This is a genomic window from Roseivirga misakiensis, from assembly GCF_001747105.1.
In the GTDB taxonomy this organism is placed as follows: Bacteria; Bacteroidota; Bacteroidia; order Cytophagales; family Cyclobacteriaceae; genus Roseivirga; species Roseivirga misakiensis.
The window spans coordinates 81,619-106,069 of sequence record NZ_MDGQ01000003.1; the positions used below are offsets into that span (position 1 = coordinate 81,619).

Sequence of the window (24,451 nt, forward strand, 5' to 3'; positions counted from 1 at the left end):
ATTTTCTATGAATCCTGTGAAGACACGCTAGCAGAAAGGTATTCTCTATTCATTCTAGCAATATTCTCAAGTGAAATTCCCTTAGGACATTCTACTTCACAGGCACCTGTATTAGAACAGTTACCAAAGCCTTCTTCGTCCATTACTTTTACCATATTTTGGACACGTTCTGCAGCTTCTACTTGTCCCTGAGGTAACAAAGCGAATTGCGATACCTTAGCCGAAACGAAAAGCATAGCCGATGCATTTTTACATGATGCTACACATGCACCGCAACCAATACAAGTAGCAGCGTCGAATGCTTTATCAGCGTCCGCCTTTGGAATTGGAATTGAGTTAGCGTCCTGAGTATTTCCTGAAGTATTTACGCTTACAAAACCTCCCGCAGCCATTACTCTGTCAAAGGCACTTCTATCAACTACTAAATCTTTGATTACTGGGAAAGCTTTAGCTCTCCATGGTTCTATGTAAATAGTCTGGCCATCTTCGAATTCTCTCATGTGCAATTGGCAGGTAGTAATTTCTCTACCCGGACCATGTGCCTCTCCATTGATGTACATGGAGCAGCTACCACAAATCCCTTCTCGGCAATCGTGATCAAAAGCAACAGGGTCTTTGCCCTCAGCAATAAGTTGCTCATTCAAGATATCCATCATCTCAAGGAAAGAACTGTCAGTAGAAATATCAGATACCTGATAAGTCTCCATTTGACCATTTTCCTTGTCGTTCTTCTGTCTCCAAACTTTGAGTGTCAGATTTAATCCTTTTTGTGCTGACATATTTTTGAATTTCTAGTGCTTTAAATCCTTATTTATACGATCTGGTCTTGAGTTCTATGTTCTCATAGTTCAAGGCTTCCTTGTGCAATACTGCATCTGAAGGCTCACCTTTATACTCCCAAGCCGAAACATGTGTGAAGTTTTCGTCATCTCTAACAGCCTCTCCTTCTTCCGTACGATGTTCTTCTCGGAAGTGACCTCCACAAGACTCCTCTCTTTCTAAGGCATCTCTAGCGAACAATTCTCCTAATTCCAGAAAATCTGCTACTCTACCCGCCTTCTCTAACTCTGGATTCATACTATCCGCAGTTCCAGGAACACGAACTTCCTTCCAGAATTCTTCTCTAATCTCTTTAATCTCTGCTATCGCTTCTTTCAAGCCTTTTTCATTTCTGGCCATCCCTACTTTATTCCACATTACTTTACCTAAGCGTTTGTGGAAATGATCGACAGACTTAGTACCATTATTATTGATAAAGAAATCAATGCTCTTCTTTACTGAATTTTCTGCCTTATCAAACTCAGGCAAATCAGTAGAAATTGGTCCAGTTCGGATATCATCGGCAAGATAATCTCCAATGGTATATGGCAATACGAAGTACCCATCCGCTAAACCTTGCATTAAGGCTGATGCTCCAAGCCTATTGGCACCGTGATCTGAGAAGTTAGCCTCCCCGATCGCGTAGCAACCTGGAATTGTAGTCATTAAGTCATAATCAACCCAAACACCGCCCATGGTATAGTGTACCGCAGGGTAAATTTTCATTGGTGTTTTGTATGGATTATCAGCGGTAATCTTCTCATACATTTGGAAGAGGTTACCATATTTCTTTTCAATTATATCCGTACCCAATTCTTGAATCTTTTGGGCAGAAGCATCATGTAAACCTTGGATATTGGCTTGCTCTTGGCCATATCGCGTAATCGCTGCGGAGAAATCAAGATATACCGCCTCACCCGTTTCGTTTGTACCTACTCCGAAACCTTCATCGCAGCGCTCTTTTGCCGCTCTTGATGCAACATCCCTTGGCACAAGGTTACCAAAAGAAGGATATCTACGCTCTAGGTAATAATCTCTATCCTCTTCTTTGATATCGGTAGGTTTCAGCTTACCAGCGCGAACCGCTTCAGCATCTTCTTTCTTAGCAGGCACCCAAATTCTACCATCATTTCTTAGCGATTCAGACATCAAAGTCAATTTTGACTGTTGGTCGCCGTGCTGTGGAATACAAGTTGGATGAATTTGTGTATAGCAAGGGTTAGCAAAGTAAGCTCCTTTCTTATGCACCTTCCAACCAGCTGATACATTTGATCCCATGGCGTTAGTAGACAAGAAGAAAACATTACCGTAACCACCCGAAGCGATCACTACTGCGTGAGCAGAATGTCTTTCGATTTCGCCGTTCACTAGATTCCGGGCAATGATACCTCTAGCTTTTCCATCAACGACAACTACATCCATCATTTCATGACGGTTGTACATCTTAATTTTTCCTTTACCAATTTGGCGCGACATAGCAGAATAACAACCTAAAAGTAGTTGCTGCCCCGTTTGACCTTTTGCATAAAAGGTTCTAGATACTTGAACACCACCGAAAGATCGATTGTCCAATAGCCCACCATAATCTCTCGCGAAAGGAACACCCTGCGCCACACATTGGTCAATTATATTAGTAGAGACCTCGGCTAGCCTATGGACATTGGCTTCTCTAGATCGGTAATCGCCTCCCTTTACAGTATCGTAGAATAATCTGTAAGTTGAATCACCATCACCTTGATAATTTTTTGCGGCATTTATACCTCCCTGAGCAGCAATAGAGTGCGCTCGTCGTGGAGAATCCTGATAGCAGAATGCCTTTACATTATAGCCTAATTCGGCTAAGGTAGCCGCTGCTGATCCACCAGCTAGCCCTGTACCCACCACAATAACGTCGATGGATCTTTTGTTAGCTGGGTTTACAAGCTTGATGTTATTTTTGTGATTGGTCCATTTATCTGCAATTGGACCTTTAGGAATTTTTGAATTTAGAGTCGTCATACTTACTTCTTAATGCGCAGTTAGATGATGATATAGAGCAATGAAAATAAAGCCTGCTGGAATAGCGATGGCGTAAAGTTTACCTACTTTTTGAATAGTAGGTGTGTACTTGCTGTGCTTGGCACCCATTGACTGAAAAGCCGACTGGAAACCGTGCAATAAGTGCATTGCTAAGAAAACAAAAGACAAAACGTAGATACCGACTTTGATCGGGTCTTCAAATTTGTGCGTTAATTCTTCGTAATACCTGTACTCTCCGTTGATCATTCCAGACATATCGCCTTGAATGTATTTTACATTGATCTCTGGAATCCAGAAGTCATAGAAGTGCACACAAATAAATCCAAGGATTACCAACCCTGTCCATATCATATTTCTTGAGAACCAAGTAGAATTAGCCCCACCGTTATTCATGGCGTATTTTACTTTTCGAGCATTGTTATTCTTTACCTCAAGAATAAATCCCATGACAAAATGGAATACTACACCGAAAATCAATACTGGCTGTAGAGCGAATTGAACTACTGGATTAGTACCCATAAAATGGGATATCTCATTAAAAGCAGTATCGCTAAAAACCGATATTAGGTTGATTGTGAAATGCTGAAGTAAGAATATGATCAAGAACAGTGCTGACAGTGCCATGGCGATCTTTCGCCCGATAGAACTGCTAAAGGTTTGTTTAACCCAACTCATTTATGATAGTCGTTAAATTTACAATCCAAAGTTATACCTCAAACGTTTGCAATCAAAGTCAATTCGTCTTTGATCTAGTTTGTATGCCCAACAGGATGTGTTAAGCAATTGTTGAGAATTTTTACCGAAAATATCACTAATTCACAATATTTACGTTATCGATTCAAAACTGGTCTTTTTAAAGGTGTCACGACGGATACTATTTGGTTTGTTAATGATCTGCGCCATCTGTGGAGAACTAGCTGCAACCCATTTACGTGCTGGGAATATCACAGCGGTTAGAATTTCAGAAACTAACTTTCGCTACAGATTTACATTGGTCATTTACCGAGATACAGAATCTGGTGTTCAGGTCGGTAATGGAAGTTTCAACTTTGGGGATGGAAGAATCGTCGGTGGCAGACAGGCCCTAATCAACAACTCTCTAAATGGATTTAGAGAAACCGCTCTGGCCAATTTCACATCAGTCGTAGTGATTGAATTTGAACACACGTTCCTAAACGAAGGTGATTTTATAGTTAGTTATTCCGAAGGCAATCGAAATCAAAACATCATTAACCTAGGTGGTGGGGCCTCTGGAACTATCCCTTTTCACATTGAGACCTTCATGAAGATCTCTTCGAGGTTTTCTAATAATACACCACAACTCACCGTTCCACCACTTGATCGGGCGTGTATTGGATCTCAATTCTTTCATAACTCTGGAGCTTTTGATATTGACGGCGATAGTTTGGCCTACAGGATTGTTACACCACAGCAAGGCAGAGGTGTAGATGCTAATTTTTACTTACCCGTAAATGATGCTACTGTCTCTAACCTGAGGGAAGATGGAGGTTCGCCTGCCCGATTTCAAATAGATCCTTTCGACGGAACACTTGTTTGGGATGCTGCCCAGTTCGTAGGTGAATATTCAATCGCGTTTATCGTAGAAGAATGGCGTAAATCAGAAATTACAGGAGAAGCGGAGCTAATCGGTTATGTAACACGTGACATGCAAATCATAGCTGTTACCTGTGAAAATGATCGTCCAGAACTAGTACTTCCAGCTGACACTTGTATTAGTGCACTTTCAGAAATCCAGGTGGTGGTTACTGGAAGAGACGTGAATGACGATCAGGTCTTTATCGAAGCTTTTGGAGGTTCCTTTCAGGTAAACACCTCTCCTGCTTCTTTCTTAGCACTCCCCGATCTTGTTGATGACAGAAGTTTTAGAGATCAACCTGCACAGAGCCTTTTTACTTGGCAAACATCACTTTCTCACATCCGCGACCAGCCTTACGAGGTAGTTTTTAAAGTGACAGATAGACCTGCCGATAGAAGCCAAAACCCATTAACAGATTTCAAATCACTTAGTATAAAGGTAGTAGCACCTGCCCCTACAGGACTGACAGGAGATATTTCAGGCCAGAATGCCATTCAATTGGAGTGGGACAACTACTTCGCCGCTTCGCTAAACCCTGTCATGCAGATTTACCGACGCATTGACAGTTTTGAATTCAATCCCATCAATTGTAATGTGGGTATACCGGCAAATTCTGGTTACGAACTCATCGATGAAGTACCAATTGACCAAAGAAATTACCTTGATGATAACGATGTAATGTCAGGGGTAAATTATTGTTATCGCTTAGTAGCAAGTTTCCCTTTGCCAAACGGTGGCACAAGCTATGCTTCACAAGAGTTTTGCTTAAAAAACAATACGGACGTACCGAACATGGTTAACGCCTCCGTCCAAGAAACTGATCAGTCTGCAGGTGAAATTTATACAAGGTGGACAGCTCCATTGGAGATCAATGAACTTTTATTTCCATCACCATACCGATATGAGCTATTTAGACAAACTGGTTTGACTGGAAATGCAAACAGAACCCTGATTGCCTCCACTTTCGATACAGTGTTTGTAGATACTGGCTTAAATACACAAGATGAGACTTATAATTACTTTGTCAGGTTCTTCGATGCCGATGACAACCTGATTGACAGTGCCGCGACAGCGTCAACACCTAGGCTTTCTAGTACACCTGAAATTCTTGCGGTAAACCTTAGCTGGCAGTCGAATGTACCTTGGTCGAATTCGATTCAGTCTTCTCCATACCATTACATCTATAGAAACCGAACGGATTTAAATGCGCAGGATGAAGATACTTTTGTTTTAATTGATAGTGTAAATGTGCTCACTTCAGGTCAGCGGTATATAGATGATGGTCGTTTTAATTCAAGACCTCTAAATGGAGAGTTGGTTTACTGTTATTTTGTTACCACCCAGGGCAGCTATGGAAACCCTCAAATACTATCACCATTATTGAATGATTCACAAATAAGCTGTGCTCAGCCCGAGGACAATAGTCCACCAGAAGACCCAGAAATAGATTTACCAGATAATATCATTGCGATCGAAGGGCCAGATGGTTCGGTGTTGAATATCATAAATAGCCCCATTTGCGAATTGGATAATTTTTCTCCTTGTGAACAATTAGAGTTTTCCAATACCGTAAACTGGACTATTTCTAACATAGATGATGTTGCCTTCTTTAATATTTACTTCTCAACGAGCGGCATGGATAACAGTTACGAACTAGTTGGCACTAGCACAACTACACAATTTACCCATACTGGCTTACCAGAAATAAAGGGGTGCTATAGAATCACCGCGGTTGATGGTGCAGATAACGAAAGCCAAATGACCGACCCAATTTGCTTTGATAACTGTCCTTATTATGAACTGCCCAATACTTTTACACCAAATGAAGACAATGTGAATGATACATTTAGGGCATTTGACCTAGATAATGGCCGATGTTCTAGGTTTGTATCGTCAGTGGAATTCAAAGTGTTTAACAGATGGGGAAAAGAAATTTTCAGCTACAACACAGAACAAACGACTAACCCCAACTACTTCATTGACTGGGACGGGAAGGATAATGATGGCAAACCGCTGAACGCAGGTACATATTATTACACAGCTACGGTCACCTTTAACACATTTGATCCTGAAAAAAGAAAACAAGAGTTCAAAAACTGGGTTAAGATCGTTAAGTAATAAATTTGGTATTTTTAAATGCTACTTTTGACGCGTGTCAATCACCTAACACATTGACAATAAATTTTAGAATTAAGTATAACTAATTGCAGATATTGCGTTAGTGATATAGAAATCAAGAGCATGAGTATGTTAAAGAGGTTTTTCCTATGCTTCGCCTTACTTTTCACCTTCCTTTTAGAGGCCCAGGCAACACACATTCGTGCAGGAGAAATTACGGCAGTAAGAATCTCTCAATCAGGACTTAGATATAGATTTACACTTACAATTTACCGAGATACCGAGGGTGTTGAATTCGGTCAAGGTGGTGTATTCAATTTTGGTCAGGGGAGAACGATTGGCCCTACGCTTGACGCGCTCAGAGCCGAAGCGGTAGATAATGTCATCAGCGAAGTAAACATCGGGAATAATACTTCAATAATTACCATACAATTTGATCATACTTTTGATGCGCCAGGCGTTTATGTGGTCAGTTTTACAGAACAAAATAGAAATACAAACATCATCAACCTAGGTGGTGCCTCATCTGAAAACCTTGCCTTTCACGTAGAAACAGCCATTAGAATTCAGGCTGGCGACGGTTTAAACAATACCCCTATCCTTACAATCCCACCGATTGACAGAGCATGTATAGGTGCTCGTTTCATTCACAATGCTGGTGCTTTTGATGCCGATGGCGATAGCCTTGCATACAAATTAGTAACTCCGTTGCAAGACAGAGGCGTGGCGATTGAAACATATTTACCGCTTGATGATCCGACCATTTCGACAATTAGTGAGGGAGGCGCTGGTGGCACCCTATTTGAAATTGACCCAATTACAGGTGACTTGACTTGGGATGCCCCTCAATTTGAGGGGGAATATAACGTGGCCTTCATAGTTGAAGAATGGCGCTTTTCCGTATTGAATAATCGATATGAATTGATAGGTTTCGTTACCCGAGATATGCAGATCGTGGTAGAAGACTGTAATAACGAAAGGCCAGAATTAGAAATACCACTTGACACTTGTATAGAAGCAGGTGCCCTTTTAGAGGCCATTGTTCGAGGGACTGACCCAGACAATAACCAAGTACTAATTGAAGCATTCGGTGGGGTTTTTGATCTCAATATTTCACCAGCAGAATTTGTTGGTCTTCCAGACGAAAATCCAATCCCAAGATTTAGAGATCAGCCTGCTGAGTCTTTATTCAAGTGGAATACGGACATCTCTCATGTGAGAACTAGACCTTACGAGGTACAATTCAAAATATCGGATAACCCTTCTGATCCTGATGCACCTTCTTTTACGGATTTTGAAAGATGGAACATTACTGTAGTTGCACCAGCACCAACTGGTTTAACTGGTAGCATAGCCTCCAGCACATCCATACAGTTAAATTGGGATGACTATGTAGGGGCTAATTTCAATCCTGTTATGCAGGTTTATAGAAGGGTAGACAGCTTTGACTTCGATCCAGAGAATTGTAACATAGGAATTCCGGCAAACTCAGGTTACGAATTGATCGATGAATTGCCGATCAACCAGACTTCATTTTTGGATGATAGCGGTATTCGCCCAGGAGTAAATTATTGTTATAGAATCGTTGCTGAATTTCCGCTTCCAAGTGGTGGTACAAGTTACGCTTCACAAGAATTCTGCATTACGATTCCTTTAGATATACCGGCGATGACCAATGTTTCTGTAGAAGAAACAGATGAAACGAATGGAGAAATATTTGTGAGATGGATTTCTCCGCTAGAGATAGATGAAACACTATTCCCGCCGCCTTTCAGATACGAACTGATCCGTTATGACGGCTTCAACAGCACTGCGAACCGAACACTCGTCACATCGACGACGGATACTGTCTTCACTGATACAGGTTTAAATACAAGCGGGCAGGCTTACAATTATCGTGTGAGATTTTATGACGTAGATGATAACCTTATCGATAGCTCGTCGACCGCTTCTTCCGTAAGACTAGATGCTTTCGGCGAAGTTCGGTCTATCAATTTATCGTGGGACGCAGATGTACCTTGGTCTAATCAAATTCAAAGCGATCCTTACCATTTAATTTATAGAAACAGAACCGATGCCGCTGCTTCCGATGTAGATAACTTCGTATTAATCGATAGCGCACGAGTGACGATCGATGGTCTAAGGTATTTGGATGACGGTAGCTTTAATAACACGCCATTATTGGATGACAGAGAGTATTGCTACTTTGTTACGACGCGAGGTGGATATGGAAACCCTTTAATCCCTTCGCCGCTTGAGAATAACTCACAAATCATCTGTATTCAGCCGAATGATGACGTACCACCAGAAGAACCAGAAATTGATACCCCGGGTGACGAAGTGATTATTACAGGACCTGATGGTCTACCACTGATATTACTTGAAAGCGAAAACTGTGATCGACTGTCCGTGGAACCATGCGCTTTTGCCAACTTCACAAACACCCTCTCTTGGACGGTGAACGATGTGGATAATGATATTTCAAGCTTTAATGTCTACTTCTCCGAAACAGGTTCGTCAGACGATTTTATACTCGTGGGCAGCAGTAGAACGAATACATTCGATCACACTGGGCTAAGTTCAATAAAAGGATGTTATAGAATAGCTTCAGTGGATAGATCGGGGAACGAAAGCTCACTAAGTGATGCCATTTGTTTTGACAATTGCCCTAACTATGAGTTGCCGAATACATTCACACCAAATGGAGATAATATCAACGATACTTTCCGTGCTTTTGATCAACCAAATGGACGCTGCCCGAGATTTGTGAAATCCGTAGCTTTCCAAGTTTTTGATCGTTGGGGTGGACAAGAAATTTATAGCTATAATTCTTCGGAAGATGTAGAGCCAAACATCTTTATCGACTGGGATGGTACTGATAAAAATGGCAATGTTCTTCCATCAGGTACATACTATTATTTAGCCACCGTAACGTATGATGTATTGGACCAATCTATAGCAACAGAGGAATTCAAGAATTGGGTTAGAATCATTCGTTAAAACTCATACCTACTTCAAGCAATCTTGTGGGCCTTTAGTGCGTTGTAACTATACAATCAACCAAAACTAATATGCACACTTCTAAGAGATTGGCTTTCCTAGCCGTTTCCTGTTTGGTTATACTTTCATGTTCATTTTCCAAAGCATATGCCACCCATATCCGTGCTGGAGATGTCTGCATTGAATTAATTTCACAAACCAGCCTTACTTACAGGTTTACATTTACCATCTACACTGACCTAGGTTCCGAAGTACGAGTAGGTCAAGGGAATCCTATCGTCAGGTTCGGCGATGGCACAACGATTGAGGGAGAAGATGCCATACTTGCCCGCGCAGAATCAATCAGTAGAACGGTTATCAACAACGAAGTGGGTAAAGTGGTGATGGTTTTTGTCCATACCTATCAGGCACCTAGAACCTATGTAGCCAGCTATACCGAACAGAACAGAAACGCCGGGATAGTAAACATTCCTAATTCGGTTGATACACCATTTCATATACAGGGTGTTACCAGAATAGAAGCTGGAAATACGGTTAACTCCTCTCCAAAACTATCAATACCTCCTATCGATAGAGCTTGTGTAGGTCGTACATATTTCCATAACCCTGGAGCGTTCGATCCCGATGGAGATAGCTTGGTATTTAAAATCGTACTACCTCAATTAGCCCCCAACTTAAATATAGTGGGGTACACTGACCTGAATGACCCCTTAATTACCAATGAAAGAGAAGACGGCACGAGTCCAGCATTAATTCAAATCGATCAAGAAACAGGTCTTTTGACATGGGACGCTCCTCAGTTTGTTGGGGAGTACAATGTTGCATTTATTGTTGAAGAGTGGCGTTTTTCTGAATTAAGAAACGAATGGATACAACTAGGTTTTATAACGCGCGACATGCAGATTCTAGTTGAGGATGATTGCCAAAACGAACGACCTGAAATCGTGATTCCAAATGATCTATGTATGGAAGCAGGAACTAATATTCGAGAAATAATTCTAGGAAGCGATCCAGATGGGCACCGAATTTCACTTGAAGCCTTCGGCAGTCCTTTTGAAATTACAAATAGTCCAGCTACGGTTTCTCCTGATCAATCATTTATTGATTCACCACAAGAATACGAATTCAATTGGCAGACCAACACATCACACATTAGAGAGCGCCCTTATCAAGTTCAGTTCAAAATCTCAGATGATTCGCCTGATACTTCTGGACCCAGTCTCTCTGAATTTGCCACTTGGAACATAACGGTAGTCGCTCCCGCACCAACTGGCCTCAGTGGGGCTGTTACGAATGGAGGAGGTATACAACTGGTTTGGGACCAATACCAAGTTTCCAATTTAGACCCAGTTATTCAAGTTTGGCGTCGGATAGATAGCTTCGATTTTTCACCTACCGACTGTAACACAGGTATCCCCGATGGCGCATATGAACTAATCACTGAAGTACCATCATCTCAAACGAATACCGTTGACAACAACAATGTAAGAGCCGGCACTAACTATTGCTATCGGCTTGTGGCCAAGTTTCCCTTACCACTTGGTGGTGAGAGCTACGCTTCCACTGAATTCTGTATTTCTACGCCAATTGACAGGGCTTTAATTACGAATGTCAGTATCGAAGAAACTGACCAAACGAACGGGGAAATTTTCATTAAATGGACCTCTCCTTTGGACATTGATGACGACGTATACCCACCGCCTTACCAATACAGTCTTATGAGATTCGAAGGACAATCAGGTACGGCAAATGGGACACTTGTAACTACTACACAAGACAACTCATTCGTAGATACCAACCTAAACACGCTCAATGACACTTACAATTATAGAGTTGAGCTGTACACCGTGGCAAACCCAAATAATCTTATTGCCATTTCAGAACCCGCATCTACCGTACGATTATCTGCATTGGCCGTACAAGACGCCATTGAGGTGAATTGGAGAGCAAATGTGCCTTGGAATAACCAAGTTTCATCGGCTCCCTACCACTACATATACAGGAACCGAACTGATACAGACGCCACTGATCTTGGAAACTTTGTTTTGATTGATAGTGTAGATACGCGATCGACCAGTTTTGTATATACCGATAATGGTCGCTTCAATAATATCCCTTTGAAAGAAGAGGTAGAATACTGCTATTTCGTTACCACGCAAGGCAGTTACGGCAACGATAGAATAGAAAGCCCATTACAAAACAATTCGCAAGAAATATGTGCAGTTCCGGGTGATGAGGTTCCACCTATTAATCCAGATATTCTAGTAGACAATAATCCGGATCGCATAGACATTGATGGTAATTCCGCGATTCTAATTACCCCAGACGACTGCCAGAATATAGCTAATACGCCTTGCAACTATGATAACTTCTCTAATACAGTGGAATGGGTTGCGAATAGCACCGACAATGATTTAGCGGGCTACAGAGTTTATTTTTCAGAGTCAGGACTCAATGATAGCTTCAGTTTTCTTGCTTTTACGGAAGACACCGAATATGCACACAACGGGCTTTCTTCCTTAAAAGGTTGCTATAGGATAACAACCGTCGACCGCTCAGGAAATGAAAGCGACTTTAGCGAAACAATCTGTTTCGATAATTGTCCTTACTACAGACTACCAAATACTTTTACGCCAAACGCAGATACTAGAAACGACACTTTTAGTGCTTTTAACGAACCAAATTCAGAGTGCCCGCGTTTTGTAAAAGAAGTCGAGTTCCGAGTATTTAATCGGTGGGGTGGCAAAGAAATTTATAGCTATTCTACTTGCGGAGAAACGGAGCCAGACATTTTCATCAATTGGGATGGAAGAGATAAGAATGGTAAAGTACTGCCAGAGGGAACATATTATTACCATGCAGTTGTTACCTTTGACGTACTAGATGAAGCGAAAAGAACGCAAGAATTCAGAAATTGGGTAAAAATAATACGATAGCAAACCAAGATGTACTACTCTTTGATGGGGTGTGCAACCTGTGTAACAGTTCCGTTAACCTAATTATTGATCACGACCCAAAAGGTCATTTCAAATTCGCCGCTTTACAGTCTGACTTTGGGCAGGAAAAGCTCAAAGAACTCGGCTACGATCAAGAGTCTTTTGACAGCTTAGTATTATTAAGCGAAGGCAAAGTCTACAAAAAAAGTAGTGCAGCGTTGAGAATTGCCAAGAAAATGTCAGGGTTATACCCATTGCTTTACATATTCATCATTGTTCCCCCGTTTATCAGACATGCCGTTTACGATATAATCGCCAAAAATAGGTACCGCTGGTGGGGAAAACGAGATTCTTGCCGTATGCCAACTCCAGAGCTACGCGCTCGATTTGTGGAAGCTTAGCGATTATTGATTAGCTTTGCAGCTAGCAAAAAAATTATCACATGACCGCATATGTATTTCCTGGCCAAGGGGCACAATTTCCTGGAATGGCCAAAGATTTATACGAATCCTCTCCTGAAATAAAAGACCTTTTAGAATCTGCCAATGACATTTTAGGTTTCAGAATTACCGATATCATGTTCGACGGAACGCCGGAGCAACTGAAAGAGACGAAAGTGACGCAACCAGCGATTTTCCTTCACTCGGTAGCCTTAGCAAAAACATCTGATTCATTTAAGCCAGACATGGTAGCAGGTCATTCTTTGGGCGAATTTTCGGCGCTTGTTGCCAGTGGGTATTTGTCTTTCGAAGATGGTTTGAAACTAGTTTCACAACGCGCTATGGCTATGCAAAAAGCCTGTGAAGCCAACCCTTCCACTATGGCCGCAGTATTGGGTCTAGAGGACGATGTAGTAGAAAATATTTGTGCTTCGATTGATGAAGTAGTTGTAGCAGCCAATTATAACTGCCCAGGCCAACTCGTGATTTCTGGCTCACATAAAGGAATTGAAATTGCTTGCGAAAAAGCAAAAGAAGCTGGGGCTCGAAGAGCGCTACCCTTACCAGTTGGAGGCGCATTTCACTCACCTCTAATGGAACCAGCAAGAGAAGAGCTTGAAAAAGCGATTGATGCCACTACTTTCAACCAAGGCGTTTGTCCGATCTATCAGAATGTAACCGCAAAGGCTTCAACTGATATTGAGGAGATAAAAGAAAACTTAAAGGTTCAACTTACGGCCCCAGTGAAATGGACACAATCCGTACAGGCTATGGTAGCCGATGGTGCTACTAATTTTGTGGAGTCAGGACCTGGCAAAGTATTACAAGGCCTAGTGAAAAAGATTCACCGCCCAGCAGAGGTATCTAGTATTTAAATAAAGAGCTTACTTCTAGAAAATAATGAAATCCCTTTCGAGGGATTTTTTTTGTTCAATAGTCGATTGAAAAAGGTAGTACTTCGAGTTCATCAGGGCAGTTATCCAAGAGTTTTTGCTGATTAACCTTTAACACTGGATGCTCGAAATCTGGTGCAATTTCTACCATTGGGACTAGTGTAAATCTGCGGTTTTGTATTTCCGGATGCGGAATGATCAATTCTGGTTTATTTAAAATGACCTCTTCACAATAAAGAATATCAATGTCAATTAAACGTTCCCCCCATTTAGTCACCCGCTTACGTCCCATTTCCAACTCTATAGCTTGTGTGAGTGCCAAAAGTCTTTCAGGAGTTCTACTTGTCTCTATCTCAACCACTTGATTTAAGAAAGTTGGCTGATCTTCTACACCCCAAGCTGCAGTCTCATAAATGGATGACTCTTTTCTTATGGCAATTCTTTCTACTATCAAGAGCTCACAAACCCGCCTTAGATTTGCGAGTCGATCTCCTAAATTAGAACCCAGTAAAAGATAGATACTGTTCATATTGATCAAATATAGTATTAGTTATTGGAGTTGATTCAGGGTGTGCCTATTTTGCCAAGAGTTTAACAATAGAGAATGAGCGAGATTAGAAACGACTGGACAAAAGAAGAAATTCTAGAGATATATAATAAACCACTTCTTGATTTAGTCTACGAGGCAGCCACAATTCACCGAAAGTATCACAACCCAAACGAGGTTCAAGTCAGTACGCTGCTCTCTATTAAAACTGGCGGCTGTCCAGAGGACTGTGCTTATTGTCCGCAAGCAGCTCGCTACCATACCGATATAGAAACAAATGACTTAATGACTGTGGAGCAGGTAAAAGCACAGGCATTGAGAGCAAAATCATCAGGTTCTTCTAGAGTTTGTATGGGAGCTGCTTGGAGAAATGTCGAAGATGGGCCTGAGTTCGATCAGGTGCTCGATATGGTCAGAACTATCAATGGTTTGGACATGGAGGTTTGCTGTACATTAGGTATGCTGAGTGAAAACCAAGCCAAAAGGTTGGCGGAAGCTGGTTTATACGCTTACAACCACAACCTCGACTCGTCAGAGGAGTACTACAAAGAAATTATTTCAACTCGTGGCTGGGAAGATAGACTTGAAACACTGAAAAACGTCCGTAAAACTAACGTGACCGTTTGTAGCGGTGGAATTATTGGAATGGGCGAAAAGATTGAAGACAGAGCTGGTATGCTCGTAGCACTATCTTCTTTAAGCCCGCAACCTGAATCAGTGCCGATCAATGCTTTGGTTTCTGTAGAGGGAACCCCACTTGAAGAAGAACAAGTGGTGCCTATTTGGGATATGATCAGAATGGTGGCACTTACAAGAATCGTTTTGCCACATACTACTGTTAGACTTTCTGCAGGAAGAACTGAAATGAGTAAAGAAGGTCAAGCTTTTTGTTTCTTGGCTGGTGCAGGATCTATTTTTGCGGGAGACAAGCTCTTAACTACTCCAAACCCAGATGTAAATGAGGATATGGAGTTATTCAAAATTTTGGGGATCAACCCTATGAAACCATATGCTAAAGGGGCCAAACCTACCCCACTGGCGCCTGAAGAAAGCACTGATGCCGCCAATGAAAAAATTAAATGGTCAAGGCCAGGGCATCGAATTGAAAAGAACGTTGAAGCCACTAAAAAGGCCAATAAAAAAAGAAAGGAAGCTATATAGCTTCCTTTCTTTTTTTGATTTCAATTATGATGATCTTCTAGAATAGTTTAAAACCAATACCTAGTACGATTTGATTTCCTCTTTCATCGGTAGAAAATGAATTTCCAGCTACCGTGATGGCATCACCAAATTTTTCACTCAAAGCACCTTCATACTTCAAGTCGATTACAAATTTCAATAAATCGATACCTACACCAGCTTGAAAACCGATAGTCGTGCTACTGTAGTTATCCTTAATATCAGTTACAGCACCTGCAATATCGCTTTCTGCGCTAGTCAAGAAACTCAACGCTGGACCTGCATTTATTCTTAATGGACCAATTTTCCCGCCGATCATGATTGGCACATCTACTCTATTGAAAGATAAATCTACATCTTGAGTACTTGACGTGATTGTTGACTCTGTTTGGCTAAATAATAATTCAGGTTGCACGTAAAGACCGATCACAGGGATTTTCACTCTTGCAAATAATCCGTATTGGAATCCGAATTCAGCATCGCCAGCCTGAACGTTAGCTACTTCCTCTCTTAAATCAAGATTAGAAGAAATTAGGGTAATTCTTGGCCCAAGTGTGACCTGAGCGGAAGCACTTACAGATATTACAACAAATGCTAATGTTAAAATGAGTTTTTTCATAATGTTTATTTAATGGTAGTTAGTCTTGAACTAAAAATCAGTACGCCTGTAAAAGTGTGAGCCATGCCTTTTCAACTTCATCAGATTCTAAATAGCGCTTCGCTAATTCATGTAGTTGGTTTTCCAAGGACTCTGGATCATTGATAAAACGTGTTTTTATCTCGACTATTTCAGGTGTATCTGCGAATGCAAATATGCGATCATTTTCGGGTATTTTATCAATATTTCCTAATCTCCCTAAATTATTGCCAGTTAGTACTGGACTATTGCGGATTGCATCAGGAATTTGATCGACCCCGATACCTAGATTTCGGTTTGGCTTCGGCAACTTAAATATTGCTGAACCATTGGCTCGACAATACCAATCGCCCCCCATTCTTCCTACAAGGTCGGTTTTATAAGGATCGGGCTTCCCATCTGCTCCCAGCACATCGTCACTAATATGCGCTAGTACTATTTCACATATAATCAAGTTTCCGGCTCCAGCCTCCTCGCCCAAATGCACCACTTCTTTCACTTGGCACTCAAATGAAGCAATAGACTCTTTTACCCTAGGAACAGCGACTTTTTCAGAATCTATCGCGGTCAATCCTGATTTAATAAATTCATTTACTCCTTTAGCGTAAGCTGTGCTACTCAAAGACATTTGTTCAACAATGGCATAATTAACCACATTGATCACAATCTCCTTTGTTGCCATCGCATTGAGCAACGTATGCTTTAATTGTAAGTCTCTAGGCTTAGCAGGAGATAAGATCAATGTCGGCGGATTAGTACTGAAAACATTGAAAAAACTATAAGGAGCTAGGTTTGGGTTGCCATCGGAATCAACCGTACTGGCAAAAGCAATAGGTCTCGGCCCGATACAACCTAAAAGTTGTGCATGTAATTCAGGTGTTGATATTTCTTTTGGATCAATTTTCATAACTAATGATTTCTTTAAAGACCCATTGGCTATTTAGCCGGCAATACTTTGGCTTTTACCTCGCCAAACCCAATACGAACACCGTTCCGTTCGGCATGGCCTCTCATAATCACGGTATCACCATCTTGAATAAATTTCCGTTCCGACCCATCCTTCATAAGTATCGGTTTGGTACCGCGCCAAGAGAGTTCAAGCATAGAACCATATGCACTTTCTTCAGGGCCAGAAATGGTTCCAGAACCATACATATCACCCACCTGCATGTTACAGCCGTTTACCGTATGGTGTGCCAACTGTTGTCTTACATTCCAATACATATGTTTGAAATTGGAGTTAGAAACTGTTTGCTCATCGCTGCCATCAGGTACAATTCCAACTTCTAGGTTCACGTCAAAATGAGTGTCTTCCTCGTAGCTCAAATATGGAAGAACTTCGGGATCTTGCTCAGGTCCAGCGACAGTAAATGGCATTAACGCATCCATCGTAACAATCCATGGAGAGACATGCGAAGCAAAGTTTTTAGCTAGGAATGGACCTAACGGTACATACTCCCATTTCTGAATATCTCGTGCCGACCAATCGTTCAAGATCACAAACCCGAATATATAGTCCTCAGCTTCCTTTGTAGAAACTGCTCGGCCTAGATCGTTTTCCTTGCAAGTGATATAGGCCATTTCTAATTCAAAGTCTAACAACCGGCATGGACCAAAAGATGGGCTGTCGGCATCATCCGCTTTTGTTTGGCCTTTGGGTCTATGAAATGGTGTACCCGATACAACAATGGACGAGGCTCGACCGTGATAACCAACAGGAATATGCTTCCAGTTAGGCATTAGTGCATTTTCAGGTCCTCTGAACATCGTTCCTACATTAAAGGCATGCTGCTCTGAAGAATAAAAGTCCGTATAGTTCGGTACCCGCACAGGCATATGCATTTCCACCGCAGCCATTTGATGAAAAGCACTTTCACATAGTGCAGTGTAAGCGCTCAACTCAGTATTTCCCTCTGCAAGCAACTCAGAAATCCTATCCCTTACTTTTCTAGCTGTTGCCTTACCCAACGCCATAAAATCATTGAGTGTACTTTGCTCGAAAACCTTAGCTGGTAAATCTATTCCTTCAAAAAGCCCAGCGGCATGTAGTGAAGCTAGGTCTAAAACCTGGTCTCCAATGGCTGTTGCGGCGCGTGGCTTGGAAGTTTGAGTTGAAAACATACCGAATGGTATATTTTGAATAGGAAAGTCAGAATTTTCGGGTACCACTACCCATGATTTCAACTCTGGATTATTTGCTTTGATCATAATCTCGCCTTCGTCGTTCACAACGTATTTCTTAGTTCTTGTTCTCTTTCTATAGCCTCGAAAAGTGCCTTAAAATTACCTTTCCCAAATGATTGCGCTCCTTTTCTTTGTATAATCTCAAAGAACATGGTTGGCCGATCTAGCACTGGTTTAGTGAAAATTTGAAGCAAATAGCCCTCATCATCTCTATCGATAAGAATATTGAGGTTCTTCAATGGCTCTAAGTCCTCATCAATCTCCCCGACACGGTCTAGAACATCGTCGTAATACACTTCAGGTACTTTCAGAAACTCCACTCCCCTTGCTCTTAATGCTGTAATTGTCTCAATAATATTATCAGTAGCCAAGGCGACATGTTGTACCCCAGCTCCATTATAAAATTCAATATATTCCTCTATCTGAGACTTTCGGCGTCCTTCAGCTGGTTCGTTAATTGGGAATTTGATTCGCCCCGTACCGTTACTCATCACCTTACTCATTAAGGCGGTGTAATCGGTAGATATATCTTTATCATCAAATGAAACTAGCTGAGTAAATCCCATGACTTTCTCATAGAACTCGCACCACTTATTCATTTCTCCCCAGCCAACATTGCCCACCATGTGATCGATATATTTCAAGCCAACGACAGGTGGGTTAAAATCGGTATCCCACTTTTGGAATCCCGGCAAAAACACACCATTGTAATTACTTCTTTCAACAAAAATATGGAGCGTTTCTCCGTAAGTCTTGATACCAGATTTCACAACATAGCCATGTTCATCTTCTTCACGATGTGGCTCCATGCATGATTCCGCTCCTCTTTTAGTAGTTTCTTCCCAAGCTTTTGTAGCATCATCTACCCAAAGTGCGATAACCTTGACACCATCGCCATGCTTGCTGATATGTTCGTTGATAGGCCCACCCTCTTTCAATGGTGAGGTTAGCACGAGTCGTATCTTATCTTGCTGTAGCACATAAGAAACTCTATCCTTCAACCCAGTTTCAAGCCCAGCATAAGCTACTGATTGAAAACCAAAAGCTGACTTATAGTAGTGTGCAGCTTGTTTTGCATTTCCTACATATAACTCTACGTAGTCAGTACCATTCATTGGAAGGAAATCTTGGGCTCCTTCAAAAATCTTTTCTCCAGAATATGTTGTATTTGCTGTTGCCATCTTTTTCAAAAAATTATGTCTTCTAATGCTCCAACCATGATTTATGGTAATCCTTTACCAAAATCTTCATTGCTTCTTCAGTTACTTTTAATGGTTTGAATGTATCGACCATTACCGCCAACTCTGCCGTCTCCTTTACACCTAAACTTCGCTCCATTGCTCCAGGGTGTGGGCCATGTGGAATCCCCGCAGGATGTAGCGTTATTTGCCCACGTTCTATATTATTTCGACTCATGAAATCGCCATCTACATAGTAGAGCACCTCATCAGAATCAATATTACTGTGGTTATATGGGGCAGGTACAGCTTCTGGGTGATAATCGAACAATCGAGGAACAAATGAACACACTACAAATGCGTCTGTTTCAAATGTTTGATGTACTGGAGGTGGCTGATGAACTCGTCCTGTTATTGGTTCAAAATCATGAATTGAAAATGCATAAGGGAAGTTAAATCCATCCCAACCCACTACATCGAATGGGTGTGTTGCATAAACATACTCATGGATCATACCTTGCTTTTTCACTTTAATAATGAAATCGCCTTTTTCGTCATGTGTATCTAGGTTAGTTGGTCTACGTAGGTCACGTTCGCAGTAGGGAGAATGCTCTAGCAATTGACCAAACCAGTTCCGATAACGCTTTGGTGTGTAGATCGGCCTAGCAGACTCTACAATAAAGAGTCTGTTCTCTTCCGTATCGAAATCTATTTGGTAAATCATTCCCCGGGGGACTACCAAATAATCGCCATAGCCAAATTCTATGTTTCCTAAAAGTGTTCTTAAAGTACCAGAACCTTCATGCACAAAAATTAACTCGTCACAGTCAGTATTCTTGTAAAAATACTCCGTAAGAGATTTTTGTGGCGATGCCAATACAATATGACAATCGTTATTGACCAAAACTGGAGTTCGACTTTCCAAATAATCTGCCTTTGGTGGGACAGAAAATCCTTTTATACCCAAAGACAGCATATTTTTTTCTACCGCAATTTTTGGTGAAACATCATATGACTTGATCACTTCTTTGACCTGTGTAGGCCGATGAATGTGATAAAGTGTTGATGACATCCCATCGAAACCGATGGTTCCAAAAAGCTGCTCGTAATAGTATCCACCAGTTTCCTTTTTGAAAGTAGTGTGTCGTTTGTGCGGAATTTTACCGAGTTGGTGATAAAATGGCATTTGGCATCAGGTTTATTTTACTAACTGTTTTAGGGAGTGCTCCAAGGCTCTTTTTGATATGCCCTGTGTACTGGATGAAAGGTCATGAACGTTTTGTAATGCCTTTCTAATCACATCAGAAGTATCTTCAAAGATGGCTTCATCCGTTAATGCTACGCCTCCTTGCATAAGATACGCAAAAACACGCGCCATACCGCAATTGGCAATAAAGTCAGGAATCACCGAAAGGTTATCATCAGCATAGAGCCCTGTTTTACCAAAGAATATTTCTGGATCATTGAAAGGCACATTGGCACCACATGAAATCACTTCTAACTTGGTACCGATCATTCGATCGACTTGGTCTTTTGTAATGAGTCTCGACGCTGCCGCTGGAACAAAAATTTCAAAGTCTAGGTCCCAAATTTCTTCATTTATTTGATCGTAAGGAATCATATTTTCAGCCGATAGCTGAGTCCCATTTCTATTCAGAAACAGATTTCTAATTTCTTCCAGACTATAGCCTTCTTGTTTATGAATACCTCCATCTCGATCAATGATTCCGACGACTTTTATACCCATTTGAGCCAAATAAAAGCCAGCCGCGGCACCTACATTTCCCCAGCCTTGAATCACAGCTCGTTTTTCTCGGTAATCTTGCCCCCAAATGTCATAATAATGATGCACTGCTTGCGCCACGCCATAGCCTGTGATCATATCCGCAACCTTGTATTTTCTAGACACATCGGGTGTAAACTCTGGATTCTCGATAACCTTTACGACACCGTTTCTCAGTTGTCCAATACGGTTGATCTTAGAAGCCTCGTTTGGTTTGAAGTGACCATTGAAAACGCCTTCTTGCGGATGCCAAATCCCTGCCTCCTCCGTCATGGCGATAACCTCGTGAATCTCATCAACGTTCAAATCACCTCCTGTACCATAGTAGAACTTCAATAATGGACTAACCGCAGCAAACCACCTTTGGAGAACACCTTCTTTTCTAGGGTCCTTTGGGTCGAAATTTATACCAGATTTCGCCCCACCGATTGCCGGACCTGAAACGGTAAATTTGACTTCCATGGTTTTTGCCAAAGACTCTACCTCTCTTTTATTCAATCCTTTTCGCATTCTGGTACCACCACCAGCGGCTCCACCACGTCGTGAATTGATCACCACCCATCCTTCAGCCTCAGTCTCTGGGTCGCTCCACTCAAAGACAATTTCAGGGGCTTTATTCTCAAATTTCTCTAATAAACTATCCATGGATTTAGCTTTTATACCGATCTAAACAAAGCTAAAAAACTCAAAAGAAAGACATGCAATTCATCGGTAAATGATCAATAAATTATTCGATTCAACTATAATTAATGAATTAGATAGAAGATAACACCATTTTAGTTTTATTTTTGAAGGCGAAATAGCCGATTCATCTAATGAAACTAGACAGTACCGATATCAAGATTCTTGAGGTTATGCAAAAAGATGGCCGTATTACCACTAAAGCACTAGCCGATCAACTTAATTTATCTACGACCCCTGTGTTTGAAAGAGTCAAAAGATTGGAAAGGGAGGGCATTATCAAACAATATGTGGCCTTACTCGACAATAGAAAGTTGGACCTTATGCTGACGGCCTTTATTTCGATCAGCCTTACCAAACATTCCCGTTCATATTTAGAGAAATTTGTGAATGAAGTAAATCAATATCCAGAAGTAATGGAGTGTTATCACATCGCGGGTAATTTTGACTTCTTACTTAAAATCGTCGTAAAGAATATGGAAATATATGAGGCCTTTATTCTCAATAAACTTTCCACAATAGCCAATCTAGGCCAGGTTCAAAGTTCGTTTGTGCTTTCAAAGAACATCCATAAAACGGCTTACAGTATTTAAAAAACGATCGACATTAAAGATTCTAGTTTTGCCAATGTCGTGAAGGAATTACTATCTTGAAGCAGATTAATTGTACCCTCCTCCGCTGAGTATCCAAAAATAAAATAACGCTATTTCAGTTTAGTAATTGAATCGTTTTACCCGGATGATGTTTAGAAAAATTATCGTTCTTCTTATGCTCACCATCCCTTTTATGGCAAAAGGGCAGGATCCGAATGATTGCTCAAATGCATTAACAGTCTGTGGAAATACCAACTTAAGTTTTAACTCGGCAGGTCCCGGTAACGATGACTTTGCACCGCTAGATAATCCTCAACCAGGATGTGGTGTTCAAGAAAACCAGAGCTTATGGCTCAGGGTACCGATTGCCACAAATGGCACGCTAGGTTTTAATATCACCCCAAATAATAACGACGATTTCGATTTTGCAGTTTTCGGTCCAAATGTAGACTGTGGAGCTCTTGGCGATGCTATACGGTGTTCTTTTGCGAGTACAGCGAATGGTTTCGAAACAGGTTTAAACAGCACAGCAACCGATAATTCTGAAGATGGTGGCGGAGATGGCTTTGTCGCAGAGCTTCAAGTGCAAGCAGGGGATGTTTATACTATTCTCATCGATAATTTTAGTAACTCTAACAGAGGGTTCGATTTGGTTTGGACGGGTACAGCACAAATAGTAGACGCTCCACCTTTAAACACAATCCCCGACCAAGAAATTTGTGACATCAATAATGATGGATCAGAAGATTTTGACCTAAGCACTTTAGACCTACTAGTTTCTGGAGGAACCCCTGGTGTTATTGTTTCCTATCACCTCAATGATGCGGATGCTACTCTTGGAAATAATCCACTACCTGCGATTTATACAGCTAGCGATGGTGATGAAATTTTTGCACGAGCCACCTCCACAAGTGATGGCTGTGCCTCTATTGGAAGTTTTTTACTGAACTTCTCGCCTAGACCTGAAGGTCTTGAAATTATCGGCCCAGCATCTGTTTGCCCAGATGTAAACAATATCGTTTATAATGTTCCTAATGGTGCAGGCAACACTTATTCATGGTCAATCAGCGGTGGAACAATTGTTTCTGGCGGTAATACTGATCAGGTTGAAGTAAACTGGGGCAGCGCAAACCCAAATGCATTTTTAGAGGCCATCCCTACTAATTCGGCTAATTGTGATGGAGACCCCATTAGACTAGATGTAACGATTAACACGCGGTTAGAGCCCGCTACTCCGAGTGGACCGTTGCTCGTTTGCATTTCTGATAATACAATAGGCACCTATAGTGTGCCTAATTCAAATGGATCGACTTACGAGTGGTTTGTTACTAACGGCTCATTTGTCGGCACTAATAATACCAATGAAGTTACCGTCCAGTGGGATGGTGATGCCTCAGGTATGGTTTGGTTCAGAGAATTTAATCCGTCTATTGCCAATTGCGAGGGAACATCGCCAATGCTCACGGTAAACTTTTTCCCACAAGTTTTTGTGAATGTTGACCAAGCCGATGTCAGTTGTGCAGGTGAAAATTCTGGGAGTATCACCTTAAACATATCGGGTGGCTTAGGACCCTTCACAGTGCTTTGGGATGATGGCAATACCGATGAAAATAGAGTCGGTTTAATTGCGGGTGACTACACCTATACCGTCACCGACGCCAATATGTGTCAGGTATCTGAAACGATTACTATTAATGAGCCATTGCCCTTATCCATAGACGATATTATGGCCACCAACCTTTTATGTTTTCAAGATAATAGTGGCCTGGCTCAAGCGACTGTTTCGGGGGGGTACAAGCCCGTATCAATATGATTGGAGACGTAATGGAACAAGCGTTTCTAATTCA

18 protein-coding genes are annotated in these 24,451 nt (G+C 41.4%); 8 read left to right on the plus strand and 10 right to left on the minus strand.

All coding sequences use genetic code 11. The features are described from left to right. Positions 1-5: 5 nt before the first annotated feature. The 3 genes from BFP71_RS00600 to BFP71_RS00610 are packed head-to-tail and all read right to left on the minus strand — an operon-like array spanning position 6 to position 3,513. Complete coding sequence (locus tag BFP71_RS00600) at positions 6-779, minus strand: succinate dehydrogenase/fumarate reductase iron-sulfur subunit (protein ID WP_069833521.1); 774 nt, start codon at positions 777-779, stop codon at positions 6-8. A 28-nt stretch (positions 780-807) separates the two neighbouring features. Continuing rightward, positions 808-2,817, minus strand: coding sequence for a fumarate reductase/succinate dehydrogenase flavoprotein subunit (locus tag BFP71_RS00605; protein WP_069833522.1), 2,010 nt, complete (start codon positions 2,815-2,817; stop codon positions 808-810). Positions 2,818-2,826: 9 nt separating this feature from the next. Next, positions 2,827-3,513: a succinate dehydrogenase cytochrome b subunit gene (locus BFP71_RS00610; RefSeq protein ID WP_069833523.1), complete on the minus strand. Its 687-nt coding sequence runs from the start codon at positions 3,511-3,513 to the stop codon at positions 2,827-2,829. Positions 3,514-3,697: 184 nt separating this feature from the next. Here BFP71_RS00610 and BFP71_RS00615 point away from each other — a divergent pair, with 184 nt between their 5' ends. The 5 genes from BFP71_RS00615 to fabD all read left to right on the plus strand — a co-directional run bounded on the left by BFP71_RS00615 (position 3,698) and on the right by fabD (position 13,804). Then, positions 3,698-6,553 carry a T9SS type B sorting domain-containing protein gene (locus BFP71_RS00615; protein ID WP_141719641.1) on the plus strand — a complete coding sequence of 952 codons (2,856 nt, stop codon included), beginning with the start codon at positions 3,698-3,700 and terminating at the stop codon, positions 6,551-6,553. A gap of 123 nt (positions 6,554-6,676) precedes the next feature. Beyond that, positions 6,677-9,553 carry a T9SS type B sorting domain-containing protein gene (locus BFP71_RS00620; RefSeq protein ID WP_069833525.1) on the plus strand — a complete coding sequence of 959 codons (2,877 nt, stop codon included), beginning with the start codon at positions 6,677-6,679 and terminating at the stop codon, positions 9,551-9,553. Positions 9,554-9,624: 71 nt separating this feature from the next. Beyond that, entirely contained in the window at positions 9,625-12,489 is a 2,865-nt protein-coding gene (locus tag BFP71_RS00625; protein ID WP_069833526.1) for a T9SS type B sorting domain-containing protein, read from the plus strand. Beyond that, complete coding sequence (locus BFP71_RS00630; protein ID WP_222843457.1) at positions 12,468-12,890, plus strand: thiol-disulfide oxidoreductase DCC family protein; 423 nt, start codon at positions 12,468-12,470, stop codon at positions 12,888-12,890. The genes BFP71_RS00625 and BFP71_RS00630 overlap by 22 nt, the downstream gene beginning before the upstream one ends. A 41-nt stretch (positions 12,891-12,931) precedes the next feature. Further along, positions 12,932-13,804 carry an ACP S-malonyltransferase gene (fabD, locus tag BFP71_RS00635; RefSeq protein WP_069833527.1) on the plus strand — a complete coding sequence of 291 codons (873 nt, stop codon included), beginning with the start codon at positions 12,932-12,934 and terminating at the stop codon, positions 13,802-13,804. A gap of 55 nt (positions 13,805-13,859) precedes the next feature. Here fabD and folK read toward each other — a convergent pair whose 3' ends face one another. Continuing rightward, positions 13,860-14,351 carry a 2-amino-4-hydroxy-6-hydroxymethyldihydropteridine diphosphokinase gene (gene folK / locus BFP71_RS00640; protein WP_069833528.1) on the minus strand — a complete coding sequence of 164 codons (492 nt, stop codon included), beginning with the start codon at positions 14,349-14,351 and terminating at the stop codon, positions 13,860-13,862. A gap of 75 nt (positions 14,352-14,426) precedes the next feature. On the opposite strand from folK, the gene bioB reads away from it, so the two are divergent. Further along, the gene (gene bioB, locus BFP71_RS00645; protein WP_069833529.1) at positions 14,427-15,530 is read left to right on the plus strand and encodes a biotin synthase BioB; all 1,104 of its coding nucleotides are present in this window, start codon (positions 14,427-14,429) and stop codon (positions 15,528-15,530) included. Positions 15,531-15,567: 37 nt separating this feature from the next. On the opposite strand, the gene BFP71_RS00650 is transcribed toward bioB, so the two are convergent. From BFP71_RS00650 to BFP71_RS00675, 6 genes are read right to left on the minus strand one after another with little or no spacing between them, the layout of a single operon-like run. After that, positions 15,568-16,167 carry an outer membrane beta-barrel protein gene (locus BFP71_RS00650; RefSeq protein WP_069833530.1) on the minus strand — a complete coding sequence of 200 codons (600 nt, stop codon included), beginning with the start codon at positions 16,165-16,167 and terminating at the stop codon, positions 15,568-15,570. A gap of 37 nt (positions 16,168-16,204) precedes the next feature. Then, entirely contained in the window at positions 16,205-17,092 is an 888-nt protein-coding gene (locus BFP71_RS00655; protein ID WP_069833531.1) for a flavin reductase family protein, read from the minus strand. Positions 17,093-17,121: 29 nt separating this feature from the next. After that, on the minus strand, positions 17,122-18,393 hold the full coding sequence (fahA, locus tag BFP71_RS00660) for a fumarylacetoacetase (RefSeq protein WP_069833532.1): 1,272 nt from the start codon (positions 18,391-18,393) through the stop codon (positions 17,122-17,124). A gap of 17 nt (positions 18,394-18,410) precedes the next feature. Beyond that, a complete protein-coding gene (gene hppD / locus BFP71_RS00665) occupies positions 18,411-19,550 on the minus strand; it encodes a 4-hydroxyphenylpyruvate dioxygenase (protein ID WP_069833533.1) in 1,140 nt (379 codons plus the stop codon). 22 nt (positions 19,551-19,572) lie between these two features. Beyond that, positions 19,573-20,733 carry a homogentisate 1,2-dioxygenase gene (locus tag BFP71_RS00670; RefSeq protein WP_069833534.1) on the minus strand — a complete coding sequence of 387 codons (1,161 nt, stop codon included), beginning with the start codon at positions 20,731-20,733 and terminating at the stop codon, positions 19,573-19,575. Between the two features lie 12 nt (positions 20,734-20,745). Further along, positions 20,746-21,975, minus strand: coding sequence for a Glu/Leu/Phe/Val dehydrogenase dimerization domain-containing protein (locus BFP71_RS00675; protein ID WP_069833535.1), 1,230 nt, complete (start codon positions 21,973-21,975; stop codon positions 20,746-20,748). A gap of 170 nt (positions 21,976-22,145) precedes the next feature. On the opposite strand from BFP71_RS00675, the gene BFP71_RS00680 reads away from it, so the two are divergent. Both BFP71_RS00680 and BFP71_RS00685 read left to right on the plus strand, forming a co-directional pair. Next, positions 22,146-22,604, plus strand: coding sequence for an Lrp/AsnC family transcriptional regulator (locus tag BFP71_RS00680; RefSeq protein ID WP_069833536.1), 459 nt, complete (start codon positions 22,146-22,148; stop codon positions 22,602-22,604). Positions 22,605-22,797: 193 nt separating this feature from the next. Then, positions 22,798-24,417 (plus strand): SprB repeat-containing protein, encoded by a 1,620-nt coding sequence (locus BFP71_RS00685; RefSeq protein ID WP_176723293.1) that lies wholly within the window; start codon positions 22,798-22,800, stop codon positions 24,415-24,417. Positions 24,418-24,451 lie beyond the last annotated feature (34 nt).